The sequence below is a fragment of the Moorena sp. SIO3H5 genome, assembly GCF_010692395.1.
Taxonomy (GTDB): domain Bacteria; phylum Cyanobacteriota; class Cyanobacteriia; order Cyanobacteriales; family Coleofasciculaceae; genus Moorena.
In genome coordinates this window covers 1-14,351 of record NZ_JAAHHS010000183.1, presented here as the reverse complement: position 1 = coordinate 14,351, position 14,351 = coordinate 1, and the positions used below count along the sequence as shown (strand labels likewise).

16 protein-coding genes are annotated in these 14,351 nt (G+C 44.4%); 5 read left to right on the top strand and 11 right to left on the bottom strand.

Features of this window, described 5'->3' with window-relative positions; all coding sequences use genetic code 11:
• From mnmG to F6K52_RS19615, 4 genes are all read right to left on the bottom strand, one after another.
• On the bottom strand, positions 1 to 1,475 hold a 1,475-nt coding region (mnmG, locus tag F6K52_RS19630), incomplete at its 3' end, for a tRNA uridine-5-carboxymethylaminomethyl(34) synthesis enzyme MnmG (RefSeq protein WP_293081243.1).
• A gap of 141 nt (positions 1,476 to 1,616) precedes the next feature.
• A complete protein-coding gene (gene gatC / locus F6K52_RS19625) occupies positions 1,617 to 1,907 on the bottom strand; it encodes an Asp-tRNA(Asn)/Glu-tRNA(Gln) amidotransferase subunit GatC (protein ID WP_293081247.1) in 291 nt (96 codons plus the stop codon).
• A 116-nt stretch (positions 1,908 to 2,023) separates the two neighbouring features.
• Positions 2,024 to 2,545, bottom strand: a complete 522-nt coding sequence (locus tag F6K52_RS19620; protein ID WP_293081241.1) for a photosystem I assembly protein Ycf3 — start codon at positions 2,543 to 2,545, stop codon at positions 2,024 to 2,026.
• Between the two features lie 223 nt (positions 2,546 to 2,768).
• Positions 2,769 to 2,891 carry a hypothetical protein gene (locus F6K52_RS19615; protein ID WP_293081239.1) on the bottom strand — a complete coding sequence of 41 codons (123 nt, stop codon included), beginning with the start codon at positions 2,889 to 2,891 and terminating at the stop codon, positions 2,769 to 2,771.
• A 443-nt stretch (positions 2,892 to 3,334) separates the two neighbouring features.
• Here F6K52_RS19615 and F6K52_RS37035 point away from each other — a divergent pair, with 443 nt between their 5' ends.
• Both F6K52_RS37035 and F6K52_RS19605 read left to right on the top strand, forming a co-directional pair.
• On the top strand, positions 3,335 to 3,526 hold the full coding sequence (locus tag F6K52_RS37035) for a hypothetical protein (protein ID WP_364418619.1): 192 nt from the start codon (positions 3,335 to 3,337) through the stop codon (positions 3,524 to 3,526).
• Between the two features lie 299 nt (positions 3,527 to 3,825).
• Positions 3,826 to 4,005, top strand: a complete 180-nt coding sequence (locus F6K52_RS19605) for a hypothetical protein (protein WP_293081236.1) — start codon at positions 3,826 to 3,828, stop codon at positions 4,003 to 4,005.
• 945 nt (positions 4,006 to 4,950) lie between these two features.
• On the opposite strand, the gene F6K52_RS19600 is transcribed toward F6K52_RS19605, so the two are convergent.
• From F6K52_RS19600 to F6K52_RS19590, 3 genes are all read right to left on the bottom strand, one after another.
• Entirely contained in the window at positions 4,951 to 5,100 is a 150-nt protein-coding gene (locus F6K52_RS19600; RefSeq protein ID WP_293081234.1) for a hypothetical protein, read from the bottom strand.
• 616 nt (positions 5,101 to 5,716) lie between these two features.
• Positions 5,717 to 6,544 (bottom strand): type I methionyl aminopeptidase, encoded by an 828-nt coding sequence (map, locus tag F6K52_RS19595; protein WP_293081231.1) that lies wholly within the window; start codon positions 6,542 to 6,544, stop codon positions 5,717 to 5,719.
• Between the two features lie 183 nt (positions 6,545 to 6,727).
• Positions 6,728 to 7,375 carry a hypothetical protein gene (locus F6K52_RS19590; protein ID WP_293081229.1) on the bottom strand — a complete coding sequence of 216 codons (648 nt, stop codon included), beginning with the start codon at positions 7,373 to 7,375 and terminating at the stop codon, positions 6,728 to 6,730.
• Positions 7,376 to 7,567: 192 nt separating this feature from the next.
• On the opposite strand from F6K52_RS19590, the gene F6K52_RS19585 reads away from it, so the two are divergent.
• Together F6K52_RS19585 and F6K52_RS19580 are read left to right on the top strand one after the other, a co-directional pair.
• Positions 7,568 to 8,794, top strand: coding sequence for a sulfite exporter TauE/SafE family protein (locus tag F6K52_RS19585; RefSeq protein WP_293081227.1), 1,227 nt, complete (start codon positions 7,568 to 7,570; stop codon positions 8,792 to 8,794).
• Between the two features lie 153 nt (positions 8,795 to 8,947).
• Positions 8,948 to 9,388, top strand: coding sequence for a hypothetical protein (locus F6K52_RS19580; protein WP_293081224.1), 441 nt, complete (start codon positions 8,948 to 8,950; stop codon positions 9,386 to 9,388).
• 69 nt (positions 9,389 to 9,457) lie between these two features.
• Here the strand turns inward: F6K52_RS19580 and F6K52_RS19575 are convergent, their stop codons facing one another.
• The 3 genes from F6K52_RS19575 to upp all read right to left on the bottom strand — a co-directional run bounded on the left by F6K52_RS19575 (position 9,458) and on the right by upp (position 11,127).
• Entirely contained in the window at positions 9,458 to 9,706 is a 249-nt protein-coding gene (locus tag F6K52_RS19575) for a YggT family protein (protein ID WP_075899574.1), read from the bottom strand.
• Positions 9,707 to 9,824: 118 nt separating this feature from the next.
• The gene (locus F6K52_RS19570) at positions 9,825 to 10,160 is read right to left on the bottom strand and encodes a hypothetical protein (protein WP_293081221.1); all 336 of its coding nucleotides are present in this window, start codon (positions 10,158 to 10,160) and stop codon (positions 9,825 to 9,827) included.
• A 316-nt stretch (positions 10,161 to 10,476) separates the two neighbouring features.
• Positions 10,477 to 11,127 carry a uracil phosphoribosyltransferase gene (upp, locus tag F6K52_RS19565; RefSeq protein WP_070393008.1) on the bottom strand — a complete coding sequence of 217 codons (651 nt, stop codon included), beginning with the start codon at positions 11,125 to 11,127 and terminating at the stop codon, positions 10,477 to 10,479.
• Between the two features lie 682 nt (positions 11,128 to 11,809).
• On the opposite strand from upp, the gene crtH reads away from it, so the two are divergent.
• Positions 11,810 to 13,360 (top strand): carotenoid isomerase, encoded by a 1,551-nt coding sequence (gene crtH, locus F6K52_RS19560; RefSeq protein ID WP_293081217.1) that lies wholly within the window; start codon positions 11,810 to 11,812, stop codon positions 13,358 to 13,360.
• A gap of 261 nt (positions 13,361 to 13,621) precedes the next feature.
• On the opposite strand, the gene egtC is transcribed toward crtH, so the two are convergent.
• Positions 13,622 to 14,351: ergothioneine biosynthesis protein EgtC (egtC, locus tag F6K52_RS19555; RefSeq protein WP_293081214.1), on the bottom strand; the 730-nt coding region annotated here is incomplete at its 5' end.

Below are 14,351 nucleotides of genomic sequence, written 5' to 3'. Positions count from 1 at the left end.
TCCTTAATCCGCACTGACTGGAGTCGGGTTTTTTCTGTAGTAATGTTGGCCTGTTTTTGTTGATACAGCTCCCACCTACGGTCATCAATCAAACCCAGTTTCCGTCCTAAAGGAGTCATACGGCGGTCAGCGTTATCGGATCGCAATAGTAACCGATACTCCGAACGGCTAGTCAGCATTCGGTAAGGTTCCCGCAGGTCTTTGGTACACAAATCGTCAATTAACGTACCTATATAGCTTTCTTCCCTAGGAAACACCACCATTTCCTGATGGCGGACATAGCGCACTGCATTAATTCCCGCTACAATACCTTGAGCTGCTGCTTCCTCGTAGCCAGTGGTACCATTAATTTGTCCAGCGCAGAACAATCCCTCAATTTTTTTAGTCATCAGTGTCGGATAACACTGAGTCGCCGGTAAATAATCATACTCAACCGCATAAGCAGGACGGAGCATAGCGCAATTTTCTAATCCCGGAAGAGTTTGCAATAGCTGCAACTGCAAATTCTCTGGTAATCCAGTAGAAAATCCCTGGATATAGAGTTCTGGAATATCTCGTCCTTCTGGTTCAATAAAAATCTGATGGCTTTCCTTATCAGCAAAGCGCACAATTTTATCTTCAATACTAGGGCAGTATCGGGGTCCTTTAGCATCCACCCAGCCTCCATAGATTGGGGATAGATGAAGATTGTCCCTAATCAAGCGGTGAGTCTCAGAAGTTGTGCGGGTCAGATAACAATACATCTGCTCTCGTTCCACCCACACATCTGGGTCAAAGCTAAACCAGCGCACCTTCTCATCCCCTGGTTGAGGTTCCAAGTTGCTGTAATCTACGGAGCGCTTATCTACCCTTGCGGGGGTTCCCGTCTTGAGTCGTCCCGTTTCAAAGCCTAAGCGGTTAAGGGTTTCAGTTAAGCCAATTGCCGCAAATTCCCCAGCCCGTCCTGCTGACATGGACTTGTTCCCTACCCAGATCCGTCCACCCAGGAAAGTGCCAGTTGTCAAGATCACTGCCGATGCTCTCAAAGCTACACCGAAGTAAGTCTGGACACCTATCACCTCTTCATTAGCCCCCAGCACCAAATCGGTGACCATGGCTTCCCGGAGAGTCAAGTTTTCTTGATTTTCTACAATCTCCTTCATCACAGCGGCATATTCTCGCTTATCCGTCTGGGCTCGCAAAGCCCAAACCGCTGGTCCCCGTGAACAGTTAAGTACCCGCTTTTGCAGGTAGGTACGGTCAGCCATTTTGCCAATTTCTCCACCCAAAGCATCTACCTCATGGGTGAGTTGAGACTTGGCCGGTGCTCCTACTGCTGGGTTACAGGGTTGCCAAGCAATTTTGTCTAGGTTGAGGGTAAGTAGGATAGTACGACAGCCCAACCGTGCTGAAGCTAGGGCGGCTTCACAACCAGCGTGTCCCGCGCCAACTACAATCACATCAAAGGCATCTTGGAAATCTACTTGGGAATGCATGGGTCTAAGGAAGGATCAGAAATCAAAGGTGAGGAATTCTGTACCATAAAATGGTGTGTTTTTTATAGTTTAATTGAAAAATTTATGGTTTAGTTTGATAGTTAACCCTCAACCGTCAACAACAAACTCTTTCACGCCCAGTTATCCTTCAGTGATAATTTTTGGCACTCTGAAGAAATCACCATCCTGCTCAGGAGCTTCCCTGAACATAGAATCCCTGTCAGTATAGGGTTTGAGAGTATCCAGTCGAGTCACATTGCTAATATCAATCGCCCGTGTAGTCGGCGGCACATCCTCAGTATCTAATTCACTCAGCTGTTGAAAATATTCGAAAATACTGCTCATCTGAGCTGCAAATTTATCCTCTTCCTCTGCTTTTAGTTCTAAACGAGCAAGATTGGCAACTTTTTGGACTTGTTCGCGGTCTATCATCATTTGCTTATATTATATTCTTGGTTACTAATGAATTCCTGAACAGTCAACAGTAAAGGCTTAGCCCAAATCAAAGACTATAAAGACTATCAAGTTTATTAACTAGAAGCTAGCCGCTAAAAGTAAACATCAATCGTAGAACGACCTGTAGTTTTCAGCCAGTTTTGGGCTTCAATGTAGTTATTAGGAGCAAGGCGAATAGCTCGTTTCCAATAATCAGCCGCTTTGTCATACAAAGCTTCTGCCGCCTCACTCTCTCCAGCTTCCTTCAACTGTTCACCTTGATAATGGTAAATTACGGCTACATTATTAAGAGCCTGAGGCATACGGGGGTTGATATCAAGAGCTTGATGATAGAGTTCTAAAGCACGCTCATGCTCACCATTACTGGCTTGAATTAGCCCCATATTGTAGATAATAAAGCTGCGGTCGTTGGGGTCTTCCTCCAGTTCCAAGGCTTTTTTGTAATTATCCATAGCTTCAGCATATTCCCCATCCGCTTGAGCTGACATACCATCTCGGTAATAGACAAAAGCTTCCTTGGCTTGCTTATTGGTCGGGAGAACCTTTAAGAGGATGTCTGCCATCACCGTAAAGGTTTTATCGATAAAGTTATCGTTGCGTTGAGTGCGTGGCATAGTTGCGTGGGTCTATAGTCTTCACCTTGTAGATAATCCTATCTCGTGACGTCAGCATTTAGCTATGAACCTCTCAGCAGTTAGCTCGACAATCCAGGAAAACTTAAGCATTGGGCTGACTGCCGCAAGTACATGACTTACCGTGAACACCCCTCAATAAGCTGATATAGCGCGTAGTGCTATAGCTCAAGTAATGCCTGTGTTACCTAGAGCCTCAACTGACTTACTGTTCTATGTCTTGATGCAGTCGCTCATGGGGGGAACCACGGCAGTCGCTCATGGGGGAAACCCCCAAGACCGCGCTGCCTTCCCAAGACCGCGCTGCATCGCTAACTTGATTATTCAATAGCACATATGGTTATATATGTCAATAAAGATATTTGTTAAAATCTCAGTAAAATCACTTAGAATAAAAGCATGGTAGATGAACCCTGATAATTACCCCCGGAGCTCCAGTTTCCGGGGTTTTCTAATGGGCTTATAGTTTACAGAGCAATCCTTACGAGGGATCTAAGGATTTTGTAGATTCCTCTAAATCAATTAATGAGTCACTTTTCCGGATATACGTGAAATCACACAGAAAAGAGAAATGGTAGATGCACCCTGATAGTTACTCCCCGAAGCTCACGGTTCGGGGGTTTTTTTTGTACCGATATTCTAGATTTGTTATTTTAAGTATAAATACTCAATATTTGCCAGTAAGGAACCCATTCATGCACCACTCCTCCCAACCCATCACAATCAGGATGAAATCCAGTAGCATGGAGGACTAATAGATGTGATATTTGATTGGCTGCTGTGAGGGAAACCGTCTATATTGAAACCAGCGTTTTAGGGTACTTGACTGCTAGATCGACCAAAAATCTGATTCTAGCAGCCAACATTGAAGTAACCAAAGATTGGTGGGAAAAGCGTCGCCACATTTTTCAAATATATGCCTCAATCGTTGTTGTGGATGAAGCATCTCTAGGAGATCGGTGAAATAGCAAAAAAACGGCTTACGCTTTTGCATAGCATTGAGTTATTAGAACCAAGCGAAGCTGCTCAAGAATTGACAATTCAACTTTTAACAAAAAGTAACCTGCCAGACAAAGCTGCAAATGATGCTGCTCATATTGCGCTAGCTACTGTCCACGGCATGGACTATCTGCTAACATGGAACTGTAAACATATTGCAAATGTTCAGATCCAGAAAAAGCTGACTCAAATATGCTCTGACTTTGGATACAAACTACCAATAATTTGCACACCCTATGAACTCATGGGAGAGTAAAATAATTTTGACCAATGAGATCTTAGAAGAAATTCACAAATTTCGTGAAGACCATGCCAAGGCTTTTAACTATGACGTTGCTGCGATGTTCGTTGATTGGCGCAACAGACAGACGGCAAGTGGTAGAAAAGCAGTAACGCTACCACCGAAAAAGTCTAACCAATCACTGCATTCCACCGTAAGTTAGCAAATTTGCTATGATTATCGACGACCTTCCGGATAGTGGAGAAGCAACTCAGAAGAAAGAAATGGTAGATGCACCCTAATAATTACCCCCGAAGCTCACGGTTCGGGGGTTTTCTTTGGTAGATGGAGCCATAGACGATAACTTGGCTGTCAGCTAAAAGTAAAGTCATCTATCTAATAGTAATCCTTCCGGATATCAATCCCATCAATCAGAAGAAATAAATGGTAGATGCACCCTAATAACTTCCCCCGAAGCTCACGGTTCAGGGGAGTTTTTTTTTGGTGCGCTTTCCGCGTTAACAATTAAATTAGCCACAGGTCGCACCTGTAGATGTTGCCATCAGCTTCTCAGCTGGCTGTCGGCTAAGAGCAAATTTCTCCCGTGGGTTTTATGATCCATTTACTAGTAATCCGATACTTTTTAGCTACCAAAATCTACTTTGCAGATTTTAGCCCACTAATGCAAGCTGCTCTCGCAGCCAGGGGGTATCTCCCAAGGCCCAGATAGGTTTTTTTCCGCTCAAGGCGCATAAATCTGTGTTTAATAGAAAACGCAACCACTATCATTAAAGCTTTGGTTTTCGGCTTCAATTCAAGGAACCAGAATGTTTTCAATGACACTAGATTCCTAATCAAAGTATAACATATTTTTGTAGATACTTCAAGATATTTGTAGAAAATCGTCAACAGTGGCTAGCCTTCCGGATATCAATCCCATCAATCAGAAGAAATAAATGGTAGATGCACCCTAATAATTACCCCTGAAGCTCACGGTTCGGGGGTTTTCTTTTTTAGGTGCGCTTTCCAATGGGCGAGTAAATCGCCCTTGGGTCGCACCTGTAGATGTTGCCATCAGCTTCTCAACTGGCTGTTGGCTAAGAGTAAATTTCTCCCTAGGTAAAGTCATCGATCGAATAGTAATCCTTCCGGATATCAATCCCATCAATCAGAAGAAATAAATGGTAGATGCACCCTGATAATTACCCCTAGGCTCAACGGTTTGGGGGTTTTCTTTTGGAACAGCTGTTGAATCCCTATCAAAGCTAATAGTTACCAGAGACATTCCGGCAATTTTTTCGACTATTTGATTGGTCATAGTTCCGGAGATTAGTAAAGTAACTAAGAAGAAAGAAATTAGATGCAACCTGATCAACACCCCTGAGATCTGATCGGGAGTTTTTTAGCAGTAGATAAATTGCGATCTATGTAACTAGTTACTAGAAGCACCGTCCAACAATATTTTTCACCCATTTACTTTTCTGAGTGGGGTTCCGATGTGGATGCTCTCACCGCCTAGAGCAAACTTCCTTATTATAAGGCTACATTGATGGGATTGACCGTAGTTCAGGCTACGCGAACGATGATTACTCAGAAAAGAGTGAGTGGCTCAGAAAAGAGTGATTGGCAAGTCAATCCGCGCGTTAATCGTTTTTAATTCCAGCTCTGACGAGACTGGGTTTTAAAACTTCGCGCTTACTTGTGATCAAGTATCCCAGCTGTTAACAGCCAGAAATTTGGTAGTTTTTAGAATTAGTCCCAACCCAATATATCATACCTAATCTGCTAACCAATAGCTATGGCTTGGGAGAAAATGGCACACCTAGACTATTTACCCTGGAGTAGGAGACGCTCCTCTATTTAATTGACCAACTACCCACTGATAAGTTCCATGTGCCAGCAAGTCCTTCACTAGTTTATAAGTAACACTATAGTTAGACCTTGGTACGGTCAGTCAAGATTTCGTAGCCATCAGTTGTTACTAAAACCGTATGTTCAAACTGAGCCGATAGAGAATTATCGACCGTAACGACTGTCCAACGGTCAGATAGGGTGCGTGTGAACTTAGTACCAGCATTCAAAATTGGCTCAATCGCCAAAGTCATCCCAGCACGGAGCTTGACATTCGGCAATTCGCGGGTGCGGAAGTTGAACACTGAGGGGTCTTCGTGTAGATTTCGCCCCACACCATGACCCGTATAATCCTCCACGATACTATAGCCATAAGTTTGGGCATGGTCTTCAATCGCACCAGCAATGTCTAGCAAGTAGTTCCCTGCTTTCACCTGTTCGATGCCCTTGTAGAGGGTTTCATTTGCCACCCGAATTAATTGACTCGCTTCTGGTTTGACCTCTTCAATCGGAATAGTAATACATGAGTCTCCGTGAAATCCCTGATAGTAGGCACCTGTATCCACTTTCAACACATCACCACTGCAAATTACTTTCTTGGGACTAGGAATACCATGAACTACTTCGTGATTAAGGCAGCTGCAGATCGACCCAGGAAAGCCGTAGTAGCCTTTGAAACTTGGGGTTGCTCCCATCTGACGGATCCGCTTTTCGGCATAGGCATCTAAATCCGCTGTGCTCATTCCTGGCTCAACCATCTCAGAAATTTCTTTGAGTACTGTTGCCACAATACTTGCCGCCTGCCGCATGATCTCAATTTCACGCTCAGATTTGATTTCAATCTGTCGGCGTTTTTTCTTGGGACGAGAGGGATTAGTGGCACCGGCAAACAGGTTACTTAGAATGTTCATTTGATAATTATTAGTTAATTAAGAATTATTAAAGAATTATTATATCTTTCGATTTTCTTTCTATTGTCGGTTCGTAGCTCTATTGAGTAAAAATTCCTAACTAAACCTCCCCAAGAGCGTCAGCCAGTGATTTCGGTAAGTGGTAGTGTTCCCGCCACTGCCTACTAGAGGGTGGGGTTATATTTACCTTTTTCCTGTTGCTTTTTTCCATAACAACATACTGCCTATACCTAGGATGACTAAGGCAAAAATCCCTACGGGCAACCACCACTGTAATAATTGAGGCTCTGATGCTGTAGCATCCTCGAAGGATTCTGAGAAGGATTCTGACTGCTGGTTAAATTGAGCTTCAGTGTCAGGACTTGGCACAGTCGCAGTTTTTTTACCAGGAGTGACTGTAACGTCGTACTTGATCTCAAATGCCTTAAAACTAGCTCCTGATTTAGGAGTACCGCTTAAAACTAACTCATAGACTCCCGCTTTAGGAAAGACTAGATCAGCTCCAGGAATACCTTGATATTGTTCGGCTGATATAGCTTTCAGCTGTGGCTCAAGGATGGGGGAACTCCCTAAGTCTGATGAGGATTTAGAGTAAACCACTAGTTGACAGTCACATTGCTCTAGGGGAATTCGTTGGCCCCCTTGGCGAGTAAGGGCAAACCATGCTAGAGCAGGTTCTCTAGCGCGAGGATTGTGATTGGGTTCAATGTGGAAGGTAGCACCGACATCGGCAGAGGTTTTAATGTTGTGAGAAATTATTGGAAAATACTGCTCAGTTCTGAGTGCTGAGTTTTCAGTAGAGGAAATGTGCGATCGCAGTTGAATGGTCATGGGGGTTAACTCTTAATGCTTAAATTTCTTTAAAGATGCTCTTAGCTCCTAACCATAAAATGCCGGAGATAGAGGGGATATCGATCATAAGACATCAATCTTTTGATTATAAATTGCTAAAAATTCACAATAAGTAAAAATTACTGATGATAATATTTACCATAGTCTAAAGTTAATTAACATAAGCACGGAATGGTTTTAGATTTGCTGCTGGTCATGACCCTAGGGTTTCTGGGGAGTTTTGGTCACTGTGTGGCGATGTGTGGACCTCTGGCAGTGGCATTTTCCCTATCTCAGCAGGAGGAAAAGTCTCCAAAGTGGCTCCATCAGCTGGGTTTTCATAGTCTCCTTAACTTAGGACGAACAATTAGTTATGCTCTCGTCGGAGCTGCACTTGGGGGTATGGGTTCAGTCTTGATTGCCAGTGGTCAGTTGGCTGGGATTGGCAGTGGATTGCGCCAAGCCATGGCAATTCTGACTGGTTTAATGCTAGTTTGGTTTGGCTGTGTGCAGCTTAAACCCGATTGGATTCCCCGTCTGCCCCTATTACACCCCCTATCTAAAGGGATTGGGCATCAACGGCTGACGGTCGCCATGACTAAATTGTCTGGGGAATCTCAATGGTGGACACCAGCCCTTTTAGGAGGAGTCTGGGGTTTGATGCCCTGTGGCTTCCTGTATGCTGCTCAGATTAAAGCAGCGGAAATGGGGAATCTTTGGTGGGGAGCAGCCACGATGCTGGCCTTTGGACTGGGAACGATGCCGATGATGCTAGGAGTGGGTGTATCTGCATCTAGACTCAGTGTTAGCAAGCGCAGCCAGCTGTTCCGCCTAGGAGGCTGGGTTACCCTCACGATTGGTATTTTAACCCTTCTACGTACCGATGCTATGGTGGATTACACCGGTCATGGGGCGCTGCTGTTACTGATGTTAGCTTTGATTGCTCGTCCGATTAGTCGTTTGTGGGCTGGGTTCTTACGCTATCGTCGGGCTTTAGGAGTGGGGGCATTTGTGTTGGCGATCGCTCATACATTTTTTAGGCTAGACCATGCCTTGAACTGGAAGTTAGATGCCATGGGGTTTATGTTACCGCAGCATAAGTGGGGTCTGTTAGCAGGAATTTTAGCGCTCGTGTTGATTACCCCAGCTGCCCTCACGAGTTTTGACCGCTTACAGAAGGGTTTGGGCAAGCTTTGGCGACGGATTCATTTATTGAGTATCCCTGCTTTAGTCCTAGCTGCAATTCATACCGTGATGATTGGTTCGAGCTACCTTGGACAGTTAGCTTGGACTGGAAACCACCAACTCAGAGCTGTGAGTTTAGGAATAATTACCTTAGGAGTTTTGCTAGTGCGATCGCGTATTGTTTGGTCAGGGTTATCCCTAGAAAAATTCTACGTTCCCCCCAAATCTTGGTAATGGTTACTGATTCTACACTGAGCTTTGGACCCATTCACTTCAGTATTATCTATTCAGTATTACCTATAGTTAGCGATATTTTCTCTGCTCCAAGCTAAACCTATCCAATTTAGATGTACATTAGCTGTAATCGGTAAATTTTTGGTTGGCTTTATGGGATTTCGAAATTGGTTAACTGCTACAGCAGTAGCTTGTCTGATTTGGGTGATCAGCTCGGCATTTGCGCCTCCTGCTTTTGCTCTTTACCGCATTAAACTGTTCGACTTGTATTCCCAGGAGTGTCCCTCAGAAATCGGGCAAGGCATGGTGAGCGTTGGTGGGGGGTCGGCTAGGCAGGCTGGTTGCTATCTGATCAAGGGTAAAGCCAAGAATCCCACTGGCAAAACGGTGCTTGATGCTGATGTTTTTGGTCGTATCTACGATGCTAATGGCAATAATACCTTCCAAAATCGGAGTCGCGTGGGGTCAATTGATGAAGTGCCACCAGGCACCAGTAATTTTGAAATCCGGGTTACAGTTCCTGCTAATGTAAAAACGCCTCTTATCCTTAAGGGTTTTAAGGCATCCGGTTTTAGGCACATAATCGGTCGGTGATTAGCTTAAAGGGGGATTAAGCCCACGCTGACGCTTCCCTTTCAGACGTGGGGCTTCTCCCCGTTTAAGCTAAAACGCCCCGGCTAAAATTTGTAGAAGGAAAATCGCCAGTATGGGAGAAAAATCTATACCTCCAAGGGGTGGAATGAAGGAACGGAAAATATTCAGGTAAGGGTCAGTAATTGGACTTAAGACAGAAGCGACCTGATTCGCCCAATCCATTGTTTGAAACCAAGTTAACAGAATTCGGACAATTAATAGAACTAGATAGATTTGGATAAAGCTCTGGAGAGTGCTAGTCAACAGTTCTGTAGCCATAGTATTTAATAAGCTTTCTTACTAAGTTTGTATCTTAATGTTAAGTTTAACGAATTTGATCACCCTGTGCCTGAATACCAAGTCAGTAAAGCTTTAACATACCTACTTCAGAATTTTTTCACGGCTCAAGCACCCGTTCCTGTGTATTTGCCTCTGCTTGACCTTTTACTGTGCTGACTTGTTGACGTACATCGTCAATTGCTGAATTCAGCTGGGCAATTTTGTCTTCCAAACTCTGACGTGCCGCTTCAATGCTTGCTTCTGCCTTTAGTTCGCGCCTTCTCGCCCTAATTGCCTTAGGGTCTGAGCGCTCCGAATTTAACAAAGACTGATCTTCCTCATCGTTTTGATTACTTTTGCCAGCAGTAACCAAAGCGCCGATTAAGCCACCTACCAATCCCCCGACTACTGCTCCAGTCAGGAATCCACTTGCAAAACCATCTTGCTGACTCATGTTGCTCTGTTGCCCTTGATTTTAAAAATGCAGCTTTTATCCAGATTAACCCATCAAGTTTGAGGGGATATTGCTGATTAGACAAGGGGTTTGGTACCAGCCCTTAATTATATTATATAGTATCGTATCGGAAGCCTTTGGAACAACACTTTGAAAGCTTGGTCTGGTGAGCGAGGGGGGAGTGTGAACCGAGGATGCCTGATCAGGAAGTGTAGGTAGAGGTGTTCCAGGCAACACCTCTACTATCAGTTGGATACTATCAGTTAGATTTGCGGTCTAAGTCTGTGAGGGTAATAGGGGTTAGTTGCTGCTCAGGTCAAGTTCCAAAAGCGCGATCGCCTGCATCACCCAAGCCTGGTACTATATATCCCTTAGCATTTACTTCCTCATCAATCATGCCAGTGTAGATGGTCAAACTAGGATAATCTGCCCCCAACTTTTGTAAGGCTGGTGGTGCTGCTACCACGCTAATAATCCGTGTTAAGTCTGGTGTTGCTCCTCGTTTTTTCAGTTCTGACATTGCTAACATCATTGTGCCACCAGTAGCCAGCATCGGGTCGAGAACTAGGATTCGTGTATTTGGGTCAAACTGATTGGGTAAGGTATTCAGGTAAAAACTGGCTTGTAAGGTTTCCTCATTTCTGACCAGACCAAGGTGATAAACTGATGCCAAGGGCAGCAACGTTTGGGCTCCATCTAAGAGCGCTAGTCCAGCCCGCAAAATTGGCACAACTACTATGGGTACTTCTGGGTTGACCATAGTTACCTTGCACGGAGCTAGGGGAGTTTGCACTGTTAGTTCTTCATTCGGCAACCAATCCCGCATTGCTTCATAGGTCAACCAACGTCCCAACTCGGTCATAGCGCTTTTGAACAATGGAGGTGGTGTAGAAGCATCACGGGCAACCCCTAGCCAGTGCTTAACTAGGGGATGGGGTGGGACATACACACGTAGTTGGAGAGTCATAACAGCTAGTAACTATAAGAATTAGTGAAAAACAAATTAGGTAGTGTTAGAGGAATTGGGAAGTAGGGTTTTTCGAAATAACCACAAGTCTTAATTTAGTTGATGATAGTTTCAAGTTTTACATTGATGAACACAGCATTAACGATAGTTTGCTTGATTTAAGCAAACCCTATACAAGTTGTCAAAATAGAGACAGCAATCAGAGGATTTGCGGATGCTTGTAACTATGCCAATAATACTCTCAAGTCGTCAATTACACGCAAAAACACAATACAGACTCAGATCTACACTCTTAGGTGTGGGTTGTGTGGTGGGGCGGGGGCGCGGGGTGTAATGATTGCCTTAGTTCCCAAAACGTTTTCCTTACTTCACCTACACCCAGTAAGGGTAAAAAGGCTGCTTGTTAACCTTCCTGGTGGGATGGTTACCTAACAATTCCGACACTCCTAACACTGCCGACACTCCTCTTTGAAGAAAAATTGTTTTCATTATGTTGACATTTTTTTTCAACAAGGCTATAGTAGTATTAAGTGTTCTCCTCTCATTAAGGATAGGCGGGTGGGACCGGTAAGCAGCAGCAGGCTGGTGCCCACTTTTTTTTTTGCATTAGTAATGAACTCTTATATCAACAAGAAACGCTAAACTCAGATCCATCAGTTAATCTATTTAAATTGCTAATTCCATGACTGCTGGATCCCAACCTTGCCCATCAAGCAATCAATCCCATAGCATTTCCAATCAATCGGTATTTGATACTATTGTGATTGGCTCTGGTATTGGGGGGCTAGTAACCGCAACTCAGTTGGCAGCGAAGGGAGCGAGTGTGCTGGTGCTAGAAAGCTATATCATTCCTGGTGGTAGTTCGGGTTACTTCGAGCGAGAGGGGTATCGCTTTGATGTGGGAGCATCAATGATTTTTGGGTTTGGCACCGAAGGGACAACCAATCTACTTACCCGAGCCCTTGAGGCTGTCAATGTCAGTCTCGAAACAATTCCAGATCCAGTGCAAATTCACTATCATCTCCCTGGTGGTCTGGAGCTAAAAGTCCACCGAGAGTATGAGAATTTTTTGCAAGAACTTACTGCTCACTTTCCTGACCAACGCCAAGGGATTCGAAAATTTTACGATGAATGCTGGAAGGTGTTTAATTGCCTGAATGCGATGGACTTACTGTCCTTGGAAGAAATTCGCTATTTGACCAGGGTATTTTTCCAGCATCCCTTAGCTTGCTTGGGTTTAGTTAAGTACCTGCCCCAAAATGTGGGAGACATTGCTCGCAAGTATATTAGCGACCTTCAGTTGCTGAAATTTATAGACATGGAATGTTATTGCTGGTCTGTGGTGCCTGCTGACAAAACACCAATGATTAATGCTGGGATGGTGTTTTCTGACCGACATTACGGTGGGATTAATTATCCGGTAGGAGGTGTAGGAAAAATCGCCCAAAAACTAGTGGAGGGATTGGAGAAAGCTGGAGGTCAGATTCTTTATAAAGCTCGAGTCGGGAAAATTCTGGTGGAAAAGGGCAAGGCAGTGGGTGTCCAGCTAGTTAATGGTAAAGAGTATCGAGCAAAACGAATTGTTTCCAATGCTACTCGTTGGGATACCTTTGAGAAATTAGTCCCAGCTGACCAGATGCCAGTAGCTGAGCGGAAATGGCAACAGCGTTATCAGAAATCACCGGGTTTCTTGAGTTTACATTTAGGGGTAAAGGCAGATGTTTTACCACCTGGTACAGAATGTCACCATATTGTCCTAGAAGACTGGGAAAATATGGAGGATGCGGAGGGGACAATTTTTGTTTCCATTCCGACCTTGCTTGATCCCAATTTAGCCCCAGAAGGCTATCATGTTTTCCACACGTTTACGCCGAGCTGGATGGAAGATTGGCAAGGGTTATCCCCTCGTCAGTACGAACATAAGAAGGAAGAGGCGGCTGGATGCTTAATTGAGCGACTGGAAACAATTTTTCCTGGCTTAGATGCTGGATTGGATTACATGGAGGTGGGCACACCACGGAGTCATCGACGATTTTTGAACCGTATGGATGGAACCTATGGGCCAATTCCTAACCGCAAGTTAATGGGATTGTTGGGAATGCCGTTTAATCGCACTGCTATTCCAGGGCTTTATTGTGTTGGGGATAGTACCTTTCCCGGGCAGGGTTTAAATGCAGTAGCCTTTTCGGGATTTGCTTGTGCTCACCGTATTGCTGTGGATTTGGGATTCTAGGTAGAATGCTTTTTAGGGAACTTCGGAGCAGGGAGTCGGGAGCAGGTAATAGGCATGCTAGCAATAAGCAAAAATCCTGTATACTTCATTATTAATACTAAAAACCGCTATCAAGTAAGTATTCAACGGCAAGTCAGATCACACTCGCCACACTTCCCATACTTCCCGCGCCCCCGCCCCAGTTCCTGACAAGGGTAGGTTTTTAAGGGTTTTTAACAGTTTTTAACAAAGGGGCGAGTTACTGACGGGGTGAAAACCCCGTTAGCTCGACAAATCTATGGGATGCATGTTGATTTTCAGGTCTTCTGTGACACAAATCATGCTATTTTCAGGAAAAGGATTCCAGTTTCCTGGGAACAAAGGTTCAGAGGCAATGATGACAGAATTGGGGAAAAGTGGAGGGTTCTGTAGCCAGTAGAGAGAAGGTGGAGTAGAAGCGATCGCACAACGAGAGGCAATAAGCTGATTTCCATCACTAATAACTATGTTCGCTAAAACCTTTACTCCATAGGGTTTGGCTAACTTAAAGAGTGTGTTTAAAGTCCCCTGTAACGCTTTTTCCCAATTACCATCAACACGAGCTAATTCGTTGAGGAACAAGGCGAAGATATGTTCAGAATCGGTAGTGCCTTCAATTTTCTGATCGACTGTATCTTTAATATGACTGCGGATCGGTTGGTATAAGGTGGCTCGAAAATTGTCGATGAAACCATTGTGGGTGAAGAGGAAGTGGCGATCGCTAAAAGGTTGACAGTTACTCCAACTTGCCCCTTGTCCAGGGGTAGCACTGCGGATATGGGCTAGGAAGCATTCAGACTCTATGTAACGACTCAGGTGAGGTAAATTAATATCACTCCAGATGGGTAGGATGTTTTTGTAGATAAAAGGTTCTGTCTGTTTTTGGGAGTGATACCAGCCAATTCCTACCCCATCAGCATTCACAGAGGTGGTTGTAGTTTCTTGGGGTCTGTAACTTTGAATACACAGAGAG